This is a genomic window from Pyrinomonadaceae bacterium (assembly GCA_036277115.1).
Lineage (GTDB): Bacteria > Acidobacteriota > Blastocatellia > Pyrinomonadales > Pyrinomonadaceae > UBA11740.
The window spans coordinates 176,963-191,337 of sequence record DASUNM010000015.1 but is presented as its reverse complement, the minus strand read 5'-3'; the positions used below and the strand labels follow the sequence as shown (position 1 = coordinate 191,337).

14 protein-coding genes are annotated in these 14,375 nt (G+C 55.8%); 3 read left to right on the top strand and 11 right to left on the bottom strand.

Features of this window, described 5'->3' with window-relative positions; all coding sequences use genetic code 11:
- Window positions 1-7 precede the first annotated feature (7 nt).
- Window positions 8-970: a metallophosphoesterase gene (locus tag VFX97_03810; GenBank protein ID HEX5702326.1), complete on the top strand. Its 963-nt coding sequence runs from the start codon at window positions 8-10 to the stop codon at window positions 968-970.
- Here the strand turns inward: VFX97_03810 and VFX97_03805 are convergent.
- Window positions 967-1,722 (bottom strand): DUF5995 family protein, encoded by a 756-nt coding sequence (locus tag VFX97_03805; GenBank protein ID HEX5702325.1) that lies wholly within the window; start codon window positions 1,720-1,722, stop codon window positions 967-969. The genes VFX97_03810 and VFX97_03805 overlap by 4 nt on opposite strands.
- Window positions 1,723-1,997: 275 nt before the next feature.
- Between VFX97_03805 and VFX97_03800 the strand changes: the two genes are divergently transcribed.
- Window positions 1,998-2,774 carry a hypothetical protein gene (locus VFX97_03800; protein HEX5702324.1) on the top strand — a complete coding sequence of 259 codons (777 nt, stop codon included), beginning with the start codon at window positions 1,998-2,000 and terminating at the stop codon, window positions 2,772-2,774.
- Between the two features lie 97 nt (window positions 2,775-2,871).
- Here VFX97_03800 and VFX97_03795 read toward each other — a convergent pair whose 3' ends face one another.
- From VFX97_03795 to VFX97_03765, 7 genes are all read right to left on the bottom strand, one after another.
- Entirely contained in the window at window positions 2,872-3,810 is a 939-nt protein-coding gene (locus VFX97_03795; GenBank protein ID HEX5702323.1) for an MBL fold metallo-hydrolase, read from the bottom strand.
- 126 nt (window positions 3,811-3,936) lie between these two features.
- Complete coding sequence (locus VFX97_03790) at window positions 3,937-4,407, bottom strand: DUF5990 family protein (protein HEX5702322.1); 471 nt, start codon at window positions 4,405-4,407, stop codon at window positions 3,937-3,939.
- A gap of 5 nt (window positions 4,408-4,412) precedes the next feature.
- On the bottom strand, window positions 4,413-4,793 hold the full coding sequence (locus VFX97_03785) for a VOC family protein (protein HEX5702321.1): 381 nt from the start codon (window positions 4,791-4,793) through the stop codon (window positions 4,413-4,415).
- 217 nt (window positions 4,794-5,010) lie between these two features.
- Window positions 5,011-5,415: a bleomycin resistance family protein gene (locus VFX97_03780; GenBank protein HEX5702320.1), complete on the bottom strand. Its 405-nt coding sequence runs from the start codon at window positions 5,413-5,415 to the stop codon at window positions 5,011-5,013.
- Window positions 5,416-5,578: 163 nt separating this feature from the next.
- The gene (locus VFX97_03775; GenBank protein HEX5702319.1) at window positions 5,579-7,408 is read right to left on the bottom strand and encodes a serine hydrolase; all 1,830 of its coding nucleotides are present in this window, start codon (window positions 7,406-7,408) and stop codon (window positions 5,579-5,581) included.
- A 74-nt stretch (window positions 7,409-7,482) separates the two neighbouring features.
- Entirely contained in the window at window positions 7,483-8,907 is a 1,425-nt protein-coding gene (locus VFX97_03770) for a serine hydrolase (GenBank protein HEX5702318.1), read from the bottom strand.
- A 47-nt stretch (window positions 8,908-8,954) separates the two neighbouring features.
- Window positions 8,955-9,197, bottom strand: a complete 243-nt coding sequence (locus VFX97_03765) for a hypothetical protein (GenBank protein ID HEX5702317.1) — start codon at window positions 9,195-9,197, stop codon at window positions 8,955-8,957.
- A 266-nt stretch (window positions 9,198-9,463) separates the two neighbouring features.
- Between VFX97_03765 and VFX97_03760 the strand changes: the two genes are divergently transcribed.
- Window positions 9,464-10,072, top strand: coding sequence for an LEA type 2 family protein (locus VFX97_03760; GenBank protein ID HEX5702316.1), 609 nt, complete (start codon window positions 9,464-9,466; stop codon window positions 10,070-10,072).
- Window positions 10,073-10,165: 93 nt separating this feature from the next.
- On the opposite strand, the gene VFX97_03755 is transcribed toward VFX97_03760, so the two are convergent.
- From VFX97_03755 to VFX97_03745, 3 genes are all read right to left on the bottom strand, one after another.
- The gene (locus VFX97_03755; protein HEX5702315.1) at window positions 10,166-11,098 is read right to left on the bottom strand and encodes an OmpA family protein; all 933 of its coding nucleotides are present in this window, start codon (window positions 11,096-11,098) and stop codon (window positions 10,166-10,168) included.
- Window positions 11,099-11,288: 190 nt separating this feature from the next.
- Complete coding sequence (locus VFX97_03750) at window positions 11,289-12,245, bottom strand: DNA-formamidopyrimidine glycosylase family protein (protein ID HEX5702314.1); 957 nt, start codon at window positions 12,243-12,245, stop codon at window positions 11,289-11,291.
- Window positions 12,246-12,360: 115 nt separating this feature from the next.
- Window positions 12,361-14,001, bottom strand: a complete 1,641-nt coding sequence (locus tag VFX97_03745; GenBank protein HEX5702313.1) for a hypothetical protein — start codon at window positions 13,999-14,001, stop codon at window positions 12,361-12,363.
- Between the last annotated feature and the right edge of the window lie 374 nt (window positions 14,002-14,375).

The window sequence follows — 14,375 nt, the reverse complement described above, 5'->3', positions numbered from 1 at the left end:
ATCTCAGATGATAAACCTGGCCTACGTAGTCGCAATCGCAATTCTTATTGGCCTTCTGTTCTTTCTGTTTCAGGCACTCAGGCCCTTACCCGGCACGGTTGAAACCAGCCGTCGTCAATTGTGGCGAAGGCGACTACGTGTTGCTGTGGGGCTTTTCCTGCTCGCAGTTTTGTTGTGCGAAATCTGGGGTTTCCTCATTGAGCCCAATCGTCTCGTCGTCAATCAACAGGCAATTCAAATCAACAACTGGCCGAGTGACCTTCATGGACTTCGCATCGCCGTCATTGGGGACATTCATGCCGGAGCTCCGTTTGTCGATGATCTAAAGTTACGGCTGCTCGTCGAACGCACGAATCAACAACAACCCGATTTAGTGGTTCTGCTTGGCGATTTCATGTCGCAGGATACCTGGCACGGTCATCGAGTGGCGCCGGAAATTATCGCCAATCACTTGAAGTATCTTCAGGCCCCGCTTGGGATCTACGCAGTGCTTGGCAATCATGACTGGTGGGACAACGGCTATCACGTACGCCGGGCGCTTGAAGAGGCAGGCATCCAGGTTCTTGAAAACGAGGTGAGGGAGGTCAAGCGAAAGGATGCAGGTCTTTGGCTGGCAGGCTTGTCTGATATCTGGACGCGTCCGCAAAAAGTGGTCGAGACGCTTGCGAAGATACCTTCGGGCTCCTCAATAATCGCACTGACGCATAATCCCGACGTGTTTCAGAACCTTCCTAAGACCGTCCCGTTGATGCTCGCTGCTCACACGCATGGCGGCCAGGTGAAGTTCCCTTTGCTCGGTGCACCAATCGTACCGTCGCGCTTCGGCCAAAAATATTCCGCCGGTCATGTCTTCGAGAATGAACATCACTTGTTCGTCACAACTGGAATCGGCACGAGCATTCTGCCACTTCGTTTTCGTGTCCCGCCGGAGATTGCCATCCTGACGGTTGAATCCTCGAACAATCGCTAGACCTGACTGAGCACGTCGATAATGTGAGGCACGTCGTTACTCTCACGCAGGCGAATGATCCGCAAAGCGAGACTAATAAGCCATTCGCGCGGATTAGCGATCAGCGCACCAAGTTTGGCAACGCCGTCGTCGAGGATTTCCAACTCCCGGCCCAGTTTATCGGTGGGCGTCGAGTTGATGAGGTTTGCGACCAGCCACGCGCTGTTTCGTGATTTGTTCAAACTGAAATTGATCAGTCGATCGTCGGTTTGCGATGGGAACATGTTGAGCATGCGAATCCACGGCGAAACCTCGCCGACGTCCGTGCGAACTTTGTTAATCATGCCGCCGAGAATGTCGTTAATCCGGTTGAAATCCGTTTTAAGAGCAGGCAACGCGTTTCCCGGGGCGACCGCCTGCGCGGCGATGCCCAAATCGAAATTAATGTGCGCGTTGATCCCGACCAGGAGTTGCTGCAGAACGGTCGGCGCCGACGTGCCGGCAATTTGAAAGGCGGTAACCCAGCACTTGCTCGCCGGTTTCCCAGCGCGAAAACTCTGGAGCGCCGATAAGTAGCGATTGGCAAACGTGACGTCGAGCTGCTCCATCCGCGCAGCGTCTTCAAAAAAACCCGTGGCGATACCTTCTTTCACTTTGATCGTGACATTCCGGTAGAGCGCGGTGAAGAACCCGAGGCGGCTCTGTTCGTTTCGCGATTGAAGAATTATCTGATCGAGCTCGACAAGGACTTCATCGATCGTTCGTGGCGGCATGGGAGATAGCTCCTTTGGGCTGATGGGCAATCGCTAAGGCGCGGCGCAATTATATAACCCAATCTGTTCTCAACAATATCGCCGAACGTTTGTTACCAGAAGTAGTAGCGGCATATTCCTTTCGCTGGGCCGCCCGGGAAGTAATTCGCGGCGGCCGTACTAAAAATATTGACAGCTTAACCTCGCCGTCATAGATTCACTGCTCCCCCCTTACCGATTTTTCCACTTTCAATGCAGAGAGGCGGCTGGAAATGCCCCCTGGAAGGAGACTACAAATGACTAAGAATCTCGTGCGCCGTAGTGTGGTGGCCGGTTTGGTCGGCGTTGCTTTACTGGTGCTGTCGGTGCCGATCGCAAAGTTGGCCACGAACAATGCTGCGGTGTTCGAAGCTTGTATCAATCCCGGCAACGGAGGGATGCGATTAGTGGATGCGAGCACGGCGTGTCACAACAATGAAACCCGCATAAGTTGGAATGAAGAAGGGCCTCCGGGCCCAACCGGCCCAACCGGCCCAACTGGCCCAACCGGCCCAACGGGACCGACCGGTCCGACAGGTCCCACCGGCCCCACAGGTCCAACCGGTCCAACCGGTCCAACCGGTCCAACCGGTCCAACAGGCCCAACCGGCCCGACGGGTCCGCCAGGGCCTTCATCAGGAGGAGCGCCGTATGTTTGGATATGCATGGCAGCACACCGTCCGAACACTATCGGTAATCAACGTCTGGATCTGTATGTTTTTAACGGCAGTTCCAGTGGTGCGGATGTATCCGTCAATATCCTGAATGGCACTGGCGTTAACCTCGTCGGTACGGCGATACCTGGTACAGCCAGCGAAACTTACCCGGGCGACGCCGACGGCGCGACTGTACCGCTAGCGGCCGGTCATACCCGCGATGTTTCTTGGACGATGCCGACATCTGGCAGCTCTCCCACTACTGAGGCCAACGTGTCCGTTGCAGTACGCGTCACCTCGAACCAGCCGATTGTCGTGGGAGCAAACTTCATGGTCGGGGGCTTTTTGGAAAGCAAGTGCAGTCTGCTGCCGAAGTAGCCTTAGACATCTTTCGCCAACGCAAAAGGCCTCGCTTAAATGCGAGGCCTTTTTGCATGTTACATTGGTTCTTCGACTGCGCGTGAGCGTGTGCGCACTAGATTTCCATCAAGTCCTTCCCAACAATGATCCGCCCCTTGAAATGTTTGCGCACACCTTCCGACCACTGCTCGTCGGTGACTGAAGGATCGTTGCCCGGCACAAAGTGAGTTAACACGAGTGTCTTGACGCCGGCCCGGGCCGCGATTCGACCGACGTCTTCCGTCGAGGTATGTGAAGCAAGCAGATGTTCGCGCAGGCGCGTCGCGCCCGCATTCTGTCGAATCAATTTATCGATGGCCGGCAGGTACATCACTTCGTGAGTTAGCACGTCGGCGCCTTTGGCGAACTCTGCGAGTTCGGGCAGGTAGGCGGTATCGCCGGAGATGACAATCGAGCGATCTTTTGCATCGAAACGATAAGCGTACGATTGCGTGATCGGCGGATGGCGCACACGTAAACTGGTGACTCTCACATCCGCGTTCTCCATCACGGCTCCCGGACGGTCAAATTCATGAGCCGTGATGAGCTTCCGGGGATCTATCAAGCCTTCATCAGCAATACGCGTATCAATGTCGAACTTCTGATACGCAAAGAAATCACTGGTAAGCTGGCGCAAGCCTGCCGGTCCGTACGTGTCGATCTTAATTGGTTGCGAGGTGATCCAGGCATTGTAGAGCAGCGGTCCGTACTCAAGGTTGTGATCGGAGTGATGATGCGTGATGAAGATGTAGCGCAGACGATTGAGTGCGACTCCCGCAGTGACCATCTGTCGTGAGACGCCATAGCCACAATCGATTAAATAAGGAACGTCGTTAATTAAGATGAGCGTCGCGAAGATGCTCCGGCCAATCGTGCCCAGCGTCGGCCCGCCTTTCGTGCCCAGCAGCACGATGCGGGTTCCTCGCTGCTGCTGGCCTGCGTCGATGCTCGCGGGCAGCACCGAACAACCAGCCAACGCTGCTGAGCCCACCAGAAACTGTCGGCGATTCCACACGTGTCTGTGCGTACCTTTACGGCTTCGCGTGAAGTCAGAATCCCGACTCTTCGAGATAGCTAGAGGTTGATCTAACCATCTGCGACCTGGAGCGGAAGTTCAACCACCCGCTAAAGCTTCGCACCCTCACCTAACCTCTCCCAAAGGCAGAGGAACAGCAGCAGAGGGTTCTGACGGGCGCCAATGCCACGGCCGATCAAGACACTTCAGCCAGGCATAAGCACAGCTGGGTCCGCCGTCGCGCGCGGTGCCGGGAATGTCAGCTATCAGCGTCGAGCTCGAGTTGATCAAGTCCGGGGTGATGCAACTGAGAGGAACTTTCAAACGACGGCTCCAGCATGTGTTCTCCTGGCCGGCGTACGTTCCGATGTCGATGTAGAAGTAGCGATCGCCGCGCGCTCCTTGTACGAAGGGTCCGGAAAAATCAGGCGCACCGTCCTTGCCGGTCTTCACGCCCACCGCAAATTCGAACTTCAAATTCTCTCCGGTGGAGCGCTGCTTCTGTACGACTTCGTATTTGCTGCCGCGACCTTTCTGCAGACCGAAATCCACGCCGGCGGTTGGCTTTCTCAAAATGATACGCAGCGAAATCTCCATGGCGATCACGATTGGGGTTGGCCAATCATGTAGCAGAGGCCGTCCGGTGCGACGACGAAAAAGACGCGCTGCGACCACTTGCCCTCTATTTGTAATTCGAGGTCAGACCCGGCCGGTTTTCGACCCTTGATTTCTTCAAACGCGAACTCAACGTTGTCGACTTCGAAGTAGCAGCCTTCCTGTGTCGGGTCGCCGCCGTTTTCAGCCAGCCCGATCTGGATTTCATCGCGCGCCAGCACCGCCGACTTCACCGGCGAGTCTTGTTTGCCGACAACGCGAAAATTGAAGGTCTTCTCGTAAAAGGGAATGGCAGCCTCTACGTTTGCGACCGGTAGATTCATAGCATCCTCGGCGTATGGTACAGCGCGTTTGAAGACTGCTTTCATGAGACTACTCGGCAATCGACGCATTTCCCAGGTGGAGCCCCCGTGAGTGGTCCGGCCGGTCGTGTTATTTTTTCCTTCTCCGTGTCTCAATGCATCCTCGGTGCCTCTGTGGTGAAAAGATCTAAACGAAACTCACCACAGAGACACAGAGCATTTCACAGAGACACAGCGCGTTTGTGAATGACTACGCTACTTCAAGAGTTCCGAAAGCAGCGCATTATTCTTTTTCAAGTCCCGCGCTCACCCGAAACGTGTGTCCATCGGGATGCCGCAAGTGAAACTCGCGCACATTCCATGGCTCGTCGGTCGGTGGCATTGTGACCGTGATTCCATGCTTCAACGCCAGTTGATACGCTTCGTCAACGGCGGCCGGTGATTCCAACCACCAACTCATCCAGGTGCCACCGGTTTCATCGTCGCCGACGAATTGCGGCATCGGCCCACCGCGCGATCCCTGGCCGCCCTGACAAAGAAAGATCTCAGTCTTGCCATTGCAGACCCCACCGAAAGTGGGCGGGTCGCCCCAGTCCCAACCTTTTTCCCATCCGATTTTTGCAAACCACTCGAAGCTCTCAACGATATTCGAGACGTTCAGGATTGGTGTTAGTTTCTTGACGTTCATAGGGTGTCAGCTCTCGGGCTACCGCCCCTTCAGGGCGGGACTTTCTTACCCAAACTGATCCAGGGGTGTCGCAACTAGCACCCCAGCGGAGATGCTCCACTGGGGACCCGCGCTGCGCTCGCTTACCCCTGGCACCTTCTCTCACGCCTTCGCGTAAACCGCTCTATTGGACTCGCTTCGACAGAAACACACCGCCAGGTGTGATTTGTCTGAGTCCCGTAATCTGGCCGCCCTCTTCCACGAACTCGATGATCACGTCCGCGAATTCCGGGATGCGGAATCTCAGTCCTTTGTAAGGAATCAGTTTCTGATCCGGCGCGCCAATGCGCACGACGTAAAGCATTCCGTCAGGACGGAACACCACCTGAAATTTTGCGCCGCTTGGTGTCTCGTAAGTGCCTGAGAGGCGTTGCCCGGCTGCTGCATCGAGGGCCGCCGGCTTGCGCACGAAGGTAACTTCCGCTTCGTCGAGTGACATCGTCGCCTTATCGATGTCGCCCTGCGGATTCGTGGCGAAGTTCACCGACCACTTGCCCTCTTCCTCGTCATTCGGCGAATCGAAGCGATCGTAATGAAAGTGCGTCAGTGGCAGCTTGATCTTGTGAAACTCAAACTGCAGCGCGTTGTCTTTCATTCCGATCTTCACACTGCCGTATGACGGATGGTCGTACTCACCAACGTAATCCGCGAGCGCGTGCGAAGGCTTGGTATCGGCCACGCGGCCGGCGCCTTCCTGCTTGCGCGCTTCCGCGCCCGCTTTCTTGTTCCGCAGTCGAATGTCCAGCAGCCTTTGCGTCCACGGCGTCTCTTCCATCCCGAGCAGACGCTCGTATACGTTCCAGCTGATGGGGTTGTAAAGCGGCGCCGGGTGATTGCCGATGACAAAGACAATCACGCCGATGCGTTCGTTCGGCATGAACGAGACCTGCGAGTGAAAACCCGGCAGGTCGCCACCGTGAAACGTGACGAAGCGGCCGCGATACGAAGCCGTCCAACGCCCCATGCCATATGCCTGATTCAGAACCTCCCACCAGCCGCGCGTTTGCGCGCCCGTGTTCGGCAGCGCGATCGCCGGTTCCAGCGTGGCTTGCAGCACCTTCGCCGGCAGCACTTGCTTACCGTTGTACTTGCCGTTGTTCATCAAAGCGATGAGCCAGTGCGAAAGGTCTTCGATGTTCGAGACGATGGCGCCGGCCGCTGCGAGCCCGTCGGTGTCTTCGTAATACGGAATCTTGTAGAGATCGAACGAGTCGCGGCGTTCGGTGAAGGGAACTCCATAGTCGGGTTGCTTCAGCATCTCGCTGATCGTGAAGCCGCTGCTTTTCATTTCGAGCGGTTGAAAAATTCTTTCGCGCACGAACTGCGTCCAGGGCTTGCCTGACTGAAGCTCAGTCGCGTACCCGACACCTGCGTACATCATGTTGTTGTAGAGGAACAACTGGCGCGGCGATTCCTTCGGCTCGAGATATTTCAGCCGTTCAAAAAGCTGTTTCGTAGAGTAATCGGATTTGTACCAGATTGAATCGTGCCGCGTGATGCCCGTGCGATGCGCCAGCATGTCGCGCAGAGTAATCGAGTTGTTGAGGTAGCTGTCGTAGAACTGAATCGTGGGCACAGATTCCTTGATCGGGCGGTCCCATGTCAGTTTGCCTTCTTCAACCAGCAACCCCGCGCCGACGGCGGTAAACAGTTTGGTGTTCGAGGCGATCGGGAACATGGTGTTGGCGGTGATTGGCAACTTCTTCTCGTAATCGCGATAGCCATAGCCTTTCGCGAAAACGAGTTTGTCGCCGACGACAATACCGACGCCGATGCCCGGGGCGTTCCAATCCTTCAAAGTTTTTTCCATGAACGCGTCAAAGCCGGCAAGCTTTTGATTGACGTCAAGCGGTGGCGTCGTGGCCGGACCCTGCGCCTTGACCGGCAAGGATAAGAAAGCGAAGAGAAGTGCGAACGCGACAACGTTCGCTAAACGGCGTCGAGACGATTTCATGAATTAATCCTCCTGGTCAGCAAGGGAAAGTGGAGCAGATTTAGCTTCGCTGCTACGCAGTCAGGCCGTGCGGTTTACTCCGGGTTAATATTCAAGCGCACGATCTTCCCGTCAGGTTTCAGCGTCATTCCAAACACAACGTTGCCGTCCTGATACTTAAGCCGATAACGGTAGACGCGATTGCCGTTCTGTTCGGTGGCCGCGAGCAGTTCGATGTTGCTTAACGGGCCGTAGTTTTTCAGGAACGCACTGGCGTCAGCGGCGCCACGCGAAATTTGTGGCCAGGCTTCGGGCGTAAACAAACTTGCGTCTAACGAGCCTTCGGTAGCTTTGCGAACGATCTCTTTTGCCCGCGCAGTGACCGCAGGCTCTTTGTCTGCGATGGCTTCGGCAACGGGCGGCGCTAAGTCGGCGTGGTAAATGCCGGCGACTTTCTGTGCGATGCGTGAAGGGTTCGCCTGCCGCAGGTTCGCGAACACAATCACCGTCAATTTGTCGTCAACATAACGAGCGATGTAAGACTTGAATCCCTGCCACGTTCCGCCATGGTCAATTAAGCGGTGGCCGCGAACATCACTCACGGCCCAGCCGAAACCGTATTTCTCACTCTTCCCGTTGTTCAGCTTGACGGGCGTCCACATGGCCACGAGGCTTTCTTTCTTAACCAGCTTTTCGGTGTAGAGCGCCGCGTCCCACTTGGCCACGTCGAACACCGTGAGATAGAGCGCGCCATCCGCGGTTGTATTCAAAGTCGGTGAAACCCAGTTCTGGTTTTTTAGCTGGCCTTGCAAGAGCTGATAACCGGCGGCGCGATTCGGCACAATGTCGGCTTCGCTAATGATCCGGGCCGTGGTCATTCCCAACGGCCGAAACACACGCTCCTGCAAATAATCTCCGTAGAACTGGCCGCTCGCTTTGTGAATCAAGATGCCAAGCAAGACATATCCCAGGTTGCTGTAAGCCCACTTTTCTCCAGGTTGAAAGGCAAGCGGAACCTGCTGGGCGCGCTTGAGCAATTCGTCTTCCGTGTAATCGCGACGGAAATCGAAATCGCGCGGGTAATCCGTCGTGCCGGCCGTGTGCGTAAGCAGATGCCGCACAGTAATGTTCTTCCAGGTGGCCGGCGAGTCAGGGAAGTATTTGGTGATGGGATCCGAAAGACTGACTTTGCCCGCTTCCACCAGCATCATGACAGCCATCGCCGTGAACTGTTTGCCCATGGATCCCGATTGAAAGATGGTTTCGGCTTTTGCAGGCACCTGGTGCTCAACATTCGCCAGGCCGTAACCCTTAGCCAGAACGATCTGGCCGTCCTTCACTACGGCGAGTGAGAGTCCGGGGATACGCTGTAGCTTCATCTCCGTTTTAACGAGTTCGTCGATTTGCGCGCTGGTGGCATCCTGCGCACATACGACTGTTTTAAAGCCAGCGGCCAGGAAGGCGATGGCTATTGCGGTTTTAATGACGCGCAACCACAACAGATTCATGGTGAAGTTCATAAGTTTAATAACGCTTCGAGAGAATTAAAGTTAACAATCGCGCGGGCTTACTTCGGATCGCGATAATTTAACTGCTGCCAGGTAATCCGGCCACACTGATCGCAGACCAGTCGAGTGCTTGGCGACCCGGCCGCTTTCCACCTGACGCCGCCATGCTCCCACAGTGATTTTTCGAAGCCGCATTCGCGGCAGCTCGCGATCCACTTGCGCGATTCAGCTTCCATGTCGCTTGCCCAGTTTCCGGGAAGGGATCGAATCAAACGCTGGACGAAGCTTAGTTTCTCTTCCATGTTCTGGATTGCGGCCTTGCCGCGACGGTGGCGTGTTAAATAGCCGTTCTGAGTAGTCAGAGTCAAGTACAAGATCGCGTGCAATTGCGGTTGCACGATTCAGTCGACAGATCACCGATTCGGTGTGTGGCGGCCAGGCCCGGCCGTCGATTGCACCCGCAGTTGAATTACGTTTTCGGCGCGACCTCTTTCTCTATCTAATGGCACACAGCTTGTTTTAGTGGACAATGCCCGACCTGAGCCTGAACGAAAGTAGGAAAAAGCCGATGATGAATTCAGGAAAAATCGTTCCGTTTGCCCTGGCGGCGACAGCTTTTTTGCTGTTTGCGTTTGTCATGACGCCGGCCCAAACGCGCTGGCCGGATCTCGGCGGCGTCAAAGATATCGGTCGCATCGGCGATGCCGTTAATGTTCAGATCAAAGTCGGCGAAATTACACTCGAATCAATCGATTTTCGTAATCAGACGGCGAGCTTGAATGTTGGCCTCGACATCGCGAACGGATTTATTCCGGTGAGTCTGAAGGACTTCGATTATCGGTTACGCCTGGCGGACCGCGACGTGATCGAGGGCACTCATCACGGCACGCTGAAGGTCGGCGGCCGGCGGGCATCGCGCGTTAATCTGCCGCTGACGGTACATTTGCGCTCGATTCCGGAGGTGGTGTGGTCGGCATTCACTAATCGAGGTCAGCTTCGTTACGATCTCGATTCCGCGTTTACCCTGCCGTTATTTATTACGGAAAAGCGCTTCGACCAAAGTTTCTCAGGCGAAGTCCCGCTTCGTTCGCTGGTGGACGCCGCTTCGATCGTTCGCGCGCGCGGTGTAAGCCACGGCCGTTCAGGCGGCAGCATCTGGGACGCGCTACCCTGGTAACGATTTTCAAAAGGGTTGTCGAGTGCGAGTGGAAGGAAACGGCGGGGCGCTGGATGATCCAGCGCCCCTCTCGTATGAGATATCAAAGAATGTCTAGGGTTGATTTGTCGAGGCGGTGTTAAGCCCGCGGTTAATAAGCATTTTTACTTCGACGCGACGGTTTTGCGCGCGCCCAGAGGCGGTCGTGTTGTCAGCAACCGCTTCGTTCTTGCCGTACCCGAGCGGCGTAATGAAACGTCGCGCCGGAATCTTGTGATTAATCGCCAGATAATCGACGACCGCGTCGGCTCGCGCGCGACTCAGACGAATGTTTTTCGCTTCGCCGCCGGTTGAGTCGGTATGTCCGGCAACTTCGATCATATAGCCCCTCGCCGCCAAAGCTTTTGCGGCAAACTCATCAAGCTGACGCTTGGCCTCCAGCGAGAGGATTGCGCTGTTCACTTTAAAAGTAACGGCGACGCTTGCCTGTTCATCAACTTCATCGAGTGAGGTGACCCGATCGTTCACCTTGGCGACCTCTGCTCGTGCTTCCTGGGCGATGGCGTGCAGTTCGTCGATCTGTCCGGCGATTTTCTGCTGGTTCTCTTCAACGGGGCCCACGCGCGTTTCGGAAGTAATCGCCGCGCGCATGTCAGATTCGCGGAACCTGATCTTGTCGGCGACCAGTTGACCCTGCGCGTCGCCACGTCCTTCGACCTCGACAATCAAACCGCGCAGGATGTCGGTAACCGGATACTTTTTGCCGCTGCGGAGAAACCCGCCATTCGTTTTGATGCTCGTTTCATCGGTGATCAGCACTTGATAGTCGGCGCGCGATCGATCGCGAATGGTGAAAGTGTCGGCGTTACGTTCAATCACCACGCCCTGGAATTTCATCTTTGCGCCGTTCGGCACTGATCGGTAAATCTGTGCCGGGCCTTGGGCGTTCGACGTTTGGGCGAAACTCACTGATACCGTGCTCAGCAAGAGGGCGGCTGCGAAAAAGAAAGGGACTGCGCGTAGTTTTCTCAGTTTGTAAATATTCATTCCGGACTCCTTTTAGATGATGGATGTTGCCTTACAAAATTCGCGCGCCGGTTGAGGAGGGAACTGCATTGGGCAGATGACGCTACGAAAACGAGAATTCTTTCGTAATCGGCGTGGAGTTATGTTGCAAAAAGCAGATCGTTCCGTGGTAAATGGCTGGCCGGCATTCCACCGGCGAAGCTTGCAGTGTCTAGTTCATGTCTTCGGCTCGCTTCGGCCAGTCTTCGCGCAGCAAGCGCGAAAGTGCGCGATCCGCCAGTAACCGGCCGCCTGTCTGACAACCCGGACAGTAATTCGTCTCGTTAGACGCGTAGCGAATTCGCTGGATCTTCGTGCCGCAGCGTGGGCACGGCTCGCGGTAACGGCCGTGCGTCGCCATTTCTTTTCGAAACGCAGTGACTTTTTCCGGGAACCGTTCGCCGGTTTCTTGACGCAACCGCTCAATCCATTCCATCAGCGTGTCACGCGTGGCGTTGTGAAGCCGCGTGATTTCTTCTTCAGTAAGTTTCTGCGTCAGCTTCACCGGCGAAAGCCGCGCGTGCCAAAGAATCTCGTCAGAATATGCGTTGCCAACGCCACTAAAGAGTCGCGGGTCGGTCAGCGCACGTTTCAGCGTGTGGTTTTCCGATTTAAGAACGCGGGCGAAGTTTGCGAGATCGATAAAGTGGCCGCCCCCTCCCTTATCGCCGGGCTTCTTACGGAACAGCTCAATGCCACCGGGGTCGAGTCCGCGCAAACCTTCCTCGCCCTGCACGATGTGAAGCGAAGCTCGGCGTTGGGTCCCGGCCTCAGTCAATGAAAGCTGGCCGTTTTCGAAGTGAAAGATGGCCAGCGTGTTTTTAGGGAATTTCAGCGGCGACTTCTTCTCCCGCTCGCTTACGCGACCGGTTGTGACAAACTCTTTCCAGTGCAACCGCCCGGCAATCATCAAGTGCAGGACCATCCAAAGACTACCTTCAAATCCCACGCAGATTCGCTTGCCTAACCGTTGTAACGCAACGACTTCCTTTCCTTCCACAGCCGAGATCGGTGGCGCGGCAGTTCGCAACAGGAACGGTGATGCTAACTGGACCCGCTGGAGACGGCCATGGAAAATCCGCTTTTCCAGGGCCTCAAGGTAGATCGTGATGTCGGGGAGTTCAGGCACAGCCGCAGGTTAACCTGAATCAGAAGGACTTAGTTAGCCTCCCAATCTGGGAAGCAAGATAAAAAAAAGGGCGAACATCAGAACGATGTTCGCCCCTGGCTGAAACGATCCGTAACTAAGGACAGCTACTCAGCTTGAATGAGTAGATGTAAGTGGTCCAGTTGAAGTTACCATCCGCCGGCTGGTACTGAGACGTAAATACCATCGTGCAACCGTCTACTGGGTCGACGCTGATGGTGCTGTAGTCTCCCCAGCGAGATAGGCTCGGTGTCTGAACACCGGGTCCGGCCTTTGCTTCCGTCTCGTTGCCTAGCGTGCCGAGAGGATCGAGAGGGGAGCGGTACGCATAACGGATGCTCGGTTTGATTGACGAACTGGAGATGTTGTAGCCGATAGCAATTCCGCCCGTCTGATCAATTGCGGCGCTGCCCATCCAGCGATGGTCGGAACTTGGCGAGAACGTTCCCTGTTGCCGAACCACCGGGGTGGCGCTGTTTATCGTTTGACCCGCTGCGTTGGTCAACTCGTACCACCGAATGGCGCTCACGCCGCCCGTCGCAACCGAGTGATTAATCACGAGTGCTTCGCGCGTGCCGAGGTTGCGGTAGCTCAAGCGGTACATCAAACGATCGGCGAGTGTGTCGAGTTGCTGTGACGTGCCCGGTTGCGGAATACAAGCGCCGCCGCCGCAGGCCCTGGAGAACGACACGCCCCCGATCGTTGTTGGCCCCGTCAGCGTTCCTGTCCCAGCACCCCAGTTGACGGCGAATCGCCAAAATTGGAGTGTGTTGGTTGTAATACTTAGCAGGAAGTTCCGCGAGCCGGCGGGTGGTAACGTCGAACCCTCGAGGTCAGCCGGTTCCAGACTATGTCCCGCAGTCGTTTTAGCGCAAGCTTGTCGCGCGGCGCCTCCCGTCAACATTTGACTACGCTCAAAAGCGCAGACCTGACCACCGGCGAAGGTGCGGCCATTCTTGAACATGTTGTAGCTGATGTAGTACGCGTCCGGCCACACGCCCATTTTCGGATAATCCGGAAAATCGCGGTTGTACGAGAAGGCGTAGCGATGGTACGTGCCGGTGGGATCTGGTCCGGTGGAAACGGCAACGCATTGTGTATAGGGCGTGGCCGAAACGGCAAACTGCGTCAGGACCCAACGATCAGCCAATTGGTCGTACTGGACGATGGGATCGCCGTCGTTGTCCGATTGGCACCGGCCACCGAAACCTTGCCATACGACGTTGCCATTTTTCGGAAAGCCCGGCACTGGTGTGAAACCTGTGATTTCATTCGAAGTGTTACGCGTCAGCGTGTAGATCGAGTAGCGTAGGTTGACCCACTGAACGTAATGATTCGGACCAACGTCGCCAGTGGTGTCGGGAGGCGCCACCCGCGCACTTGGATCGACCGGCGTGCCGTCCGTTGCAGCTTTCGGCTGCGCGAATGCAGACGGAGCCCCGACGCCTCTTTCGGCAAGCGGATCGATGCCAGGAGGATTTGCTTTGCCAACTGGCGCTGGTCGTCCAGGTTCAAAGTCCCGGCCTCCTCGAGCTGGGCCCGGTCGGTCTCCTCGTTCAAACATCTCACGCAAGGGCACCGTCGTTGTGTCGTGATGAGTTGCGCGGCTGATTTCAGCACGTTCGTTTTGAGCTTGTGGTGGTGGTGAGTTTTTGCCTTGAGCAAATGCGACATTTAATGGCGTCAGCGCGGTAAGGCAGAGCGCGACGAATACAAGAACGGCAAACACTTTTTTCATATTTCCTCCTGATTGCGGGTTTAGTGCACGTGAGTTGACAGCTTCCGACACACCTCGTCTTTAGGGATTGATGAGACTAAGCGAGGCCGCCAACTCCAACTGTCTAACAAACGGCGCATGATAGTAGTGGTGAGCGGCCAAGTCAATAGTTTTTATCTCGTTGGAGAGATCTAAAACTGCCAACTGCAAGCGCATTCGGCTGTTAGCAATCCTCATTACTTCGGTTCTAGTCCCGAATGTCGAGGCGTTCCGCATTTTTTGGAAAATATCTTGTCACGTGTTAATCAGTGTGGTAGCTTTTCTGCGCATTTCGGTAGTTCCCCCCACTAAGACCAGTGTTCGCATCCGGCCTTCGTGCCTCACGCCCGACTCGC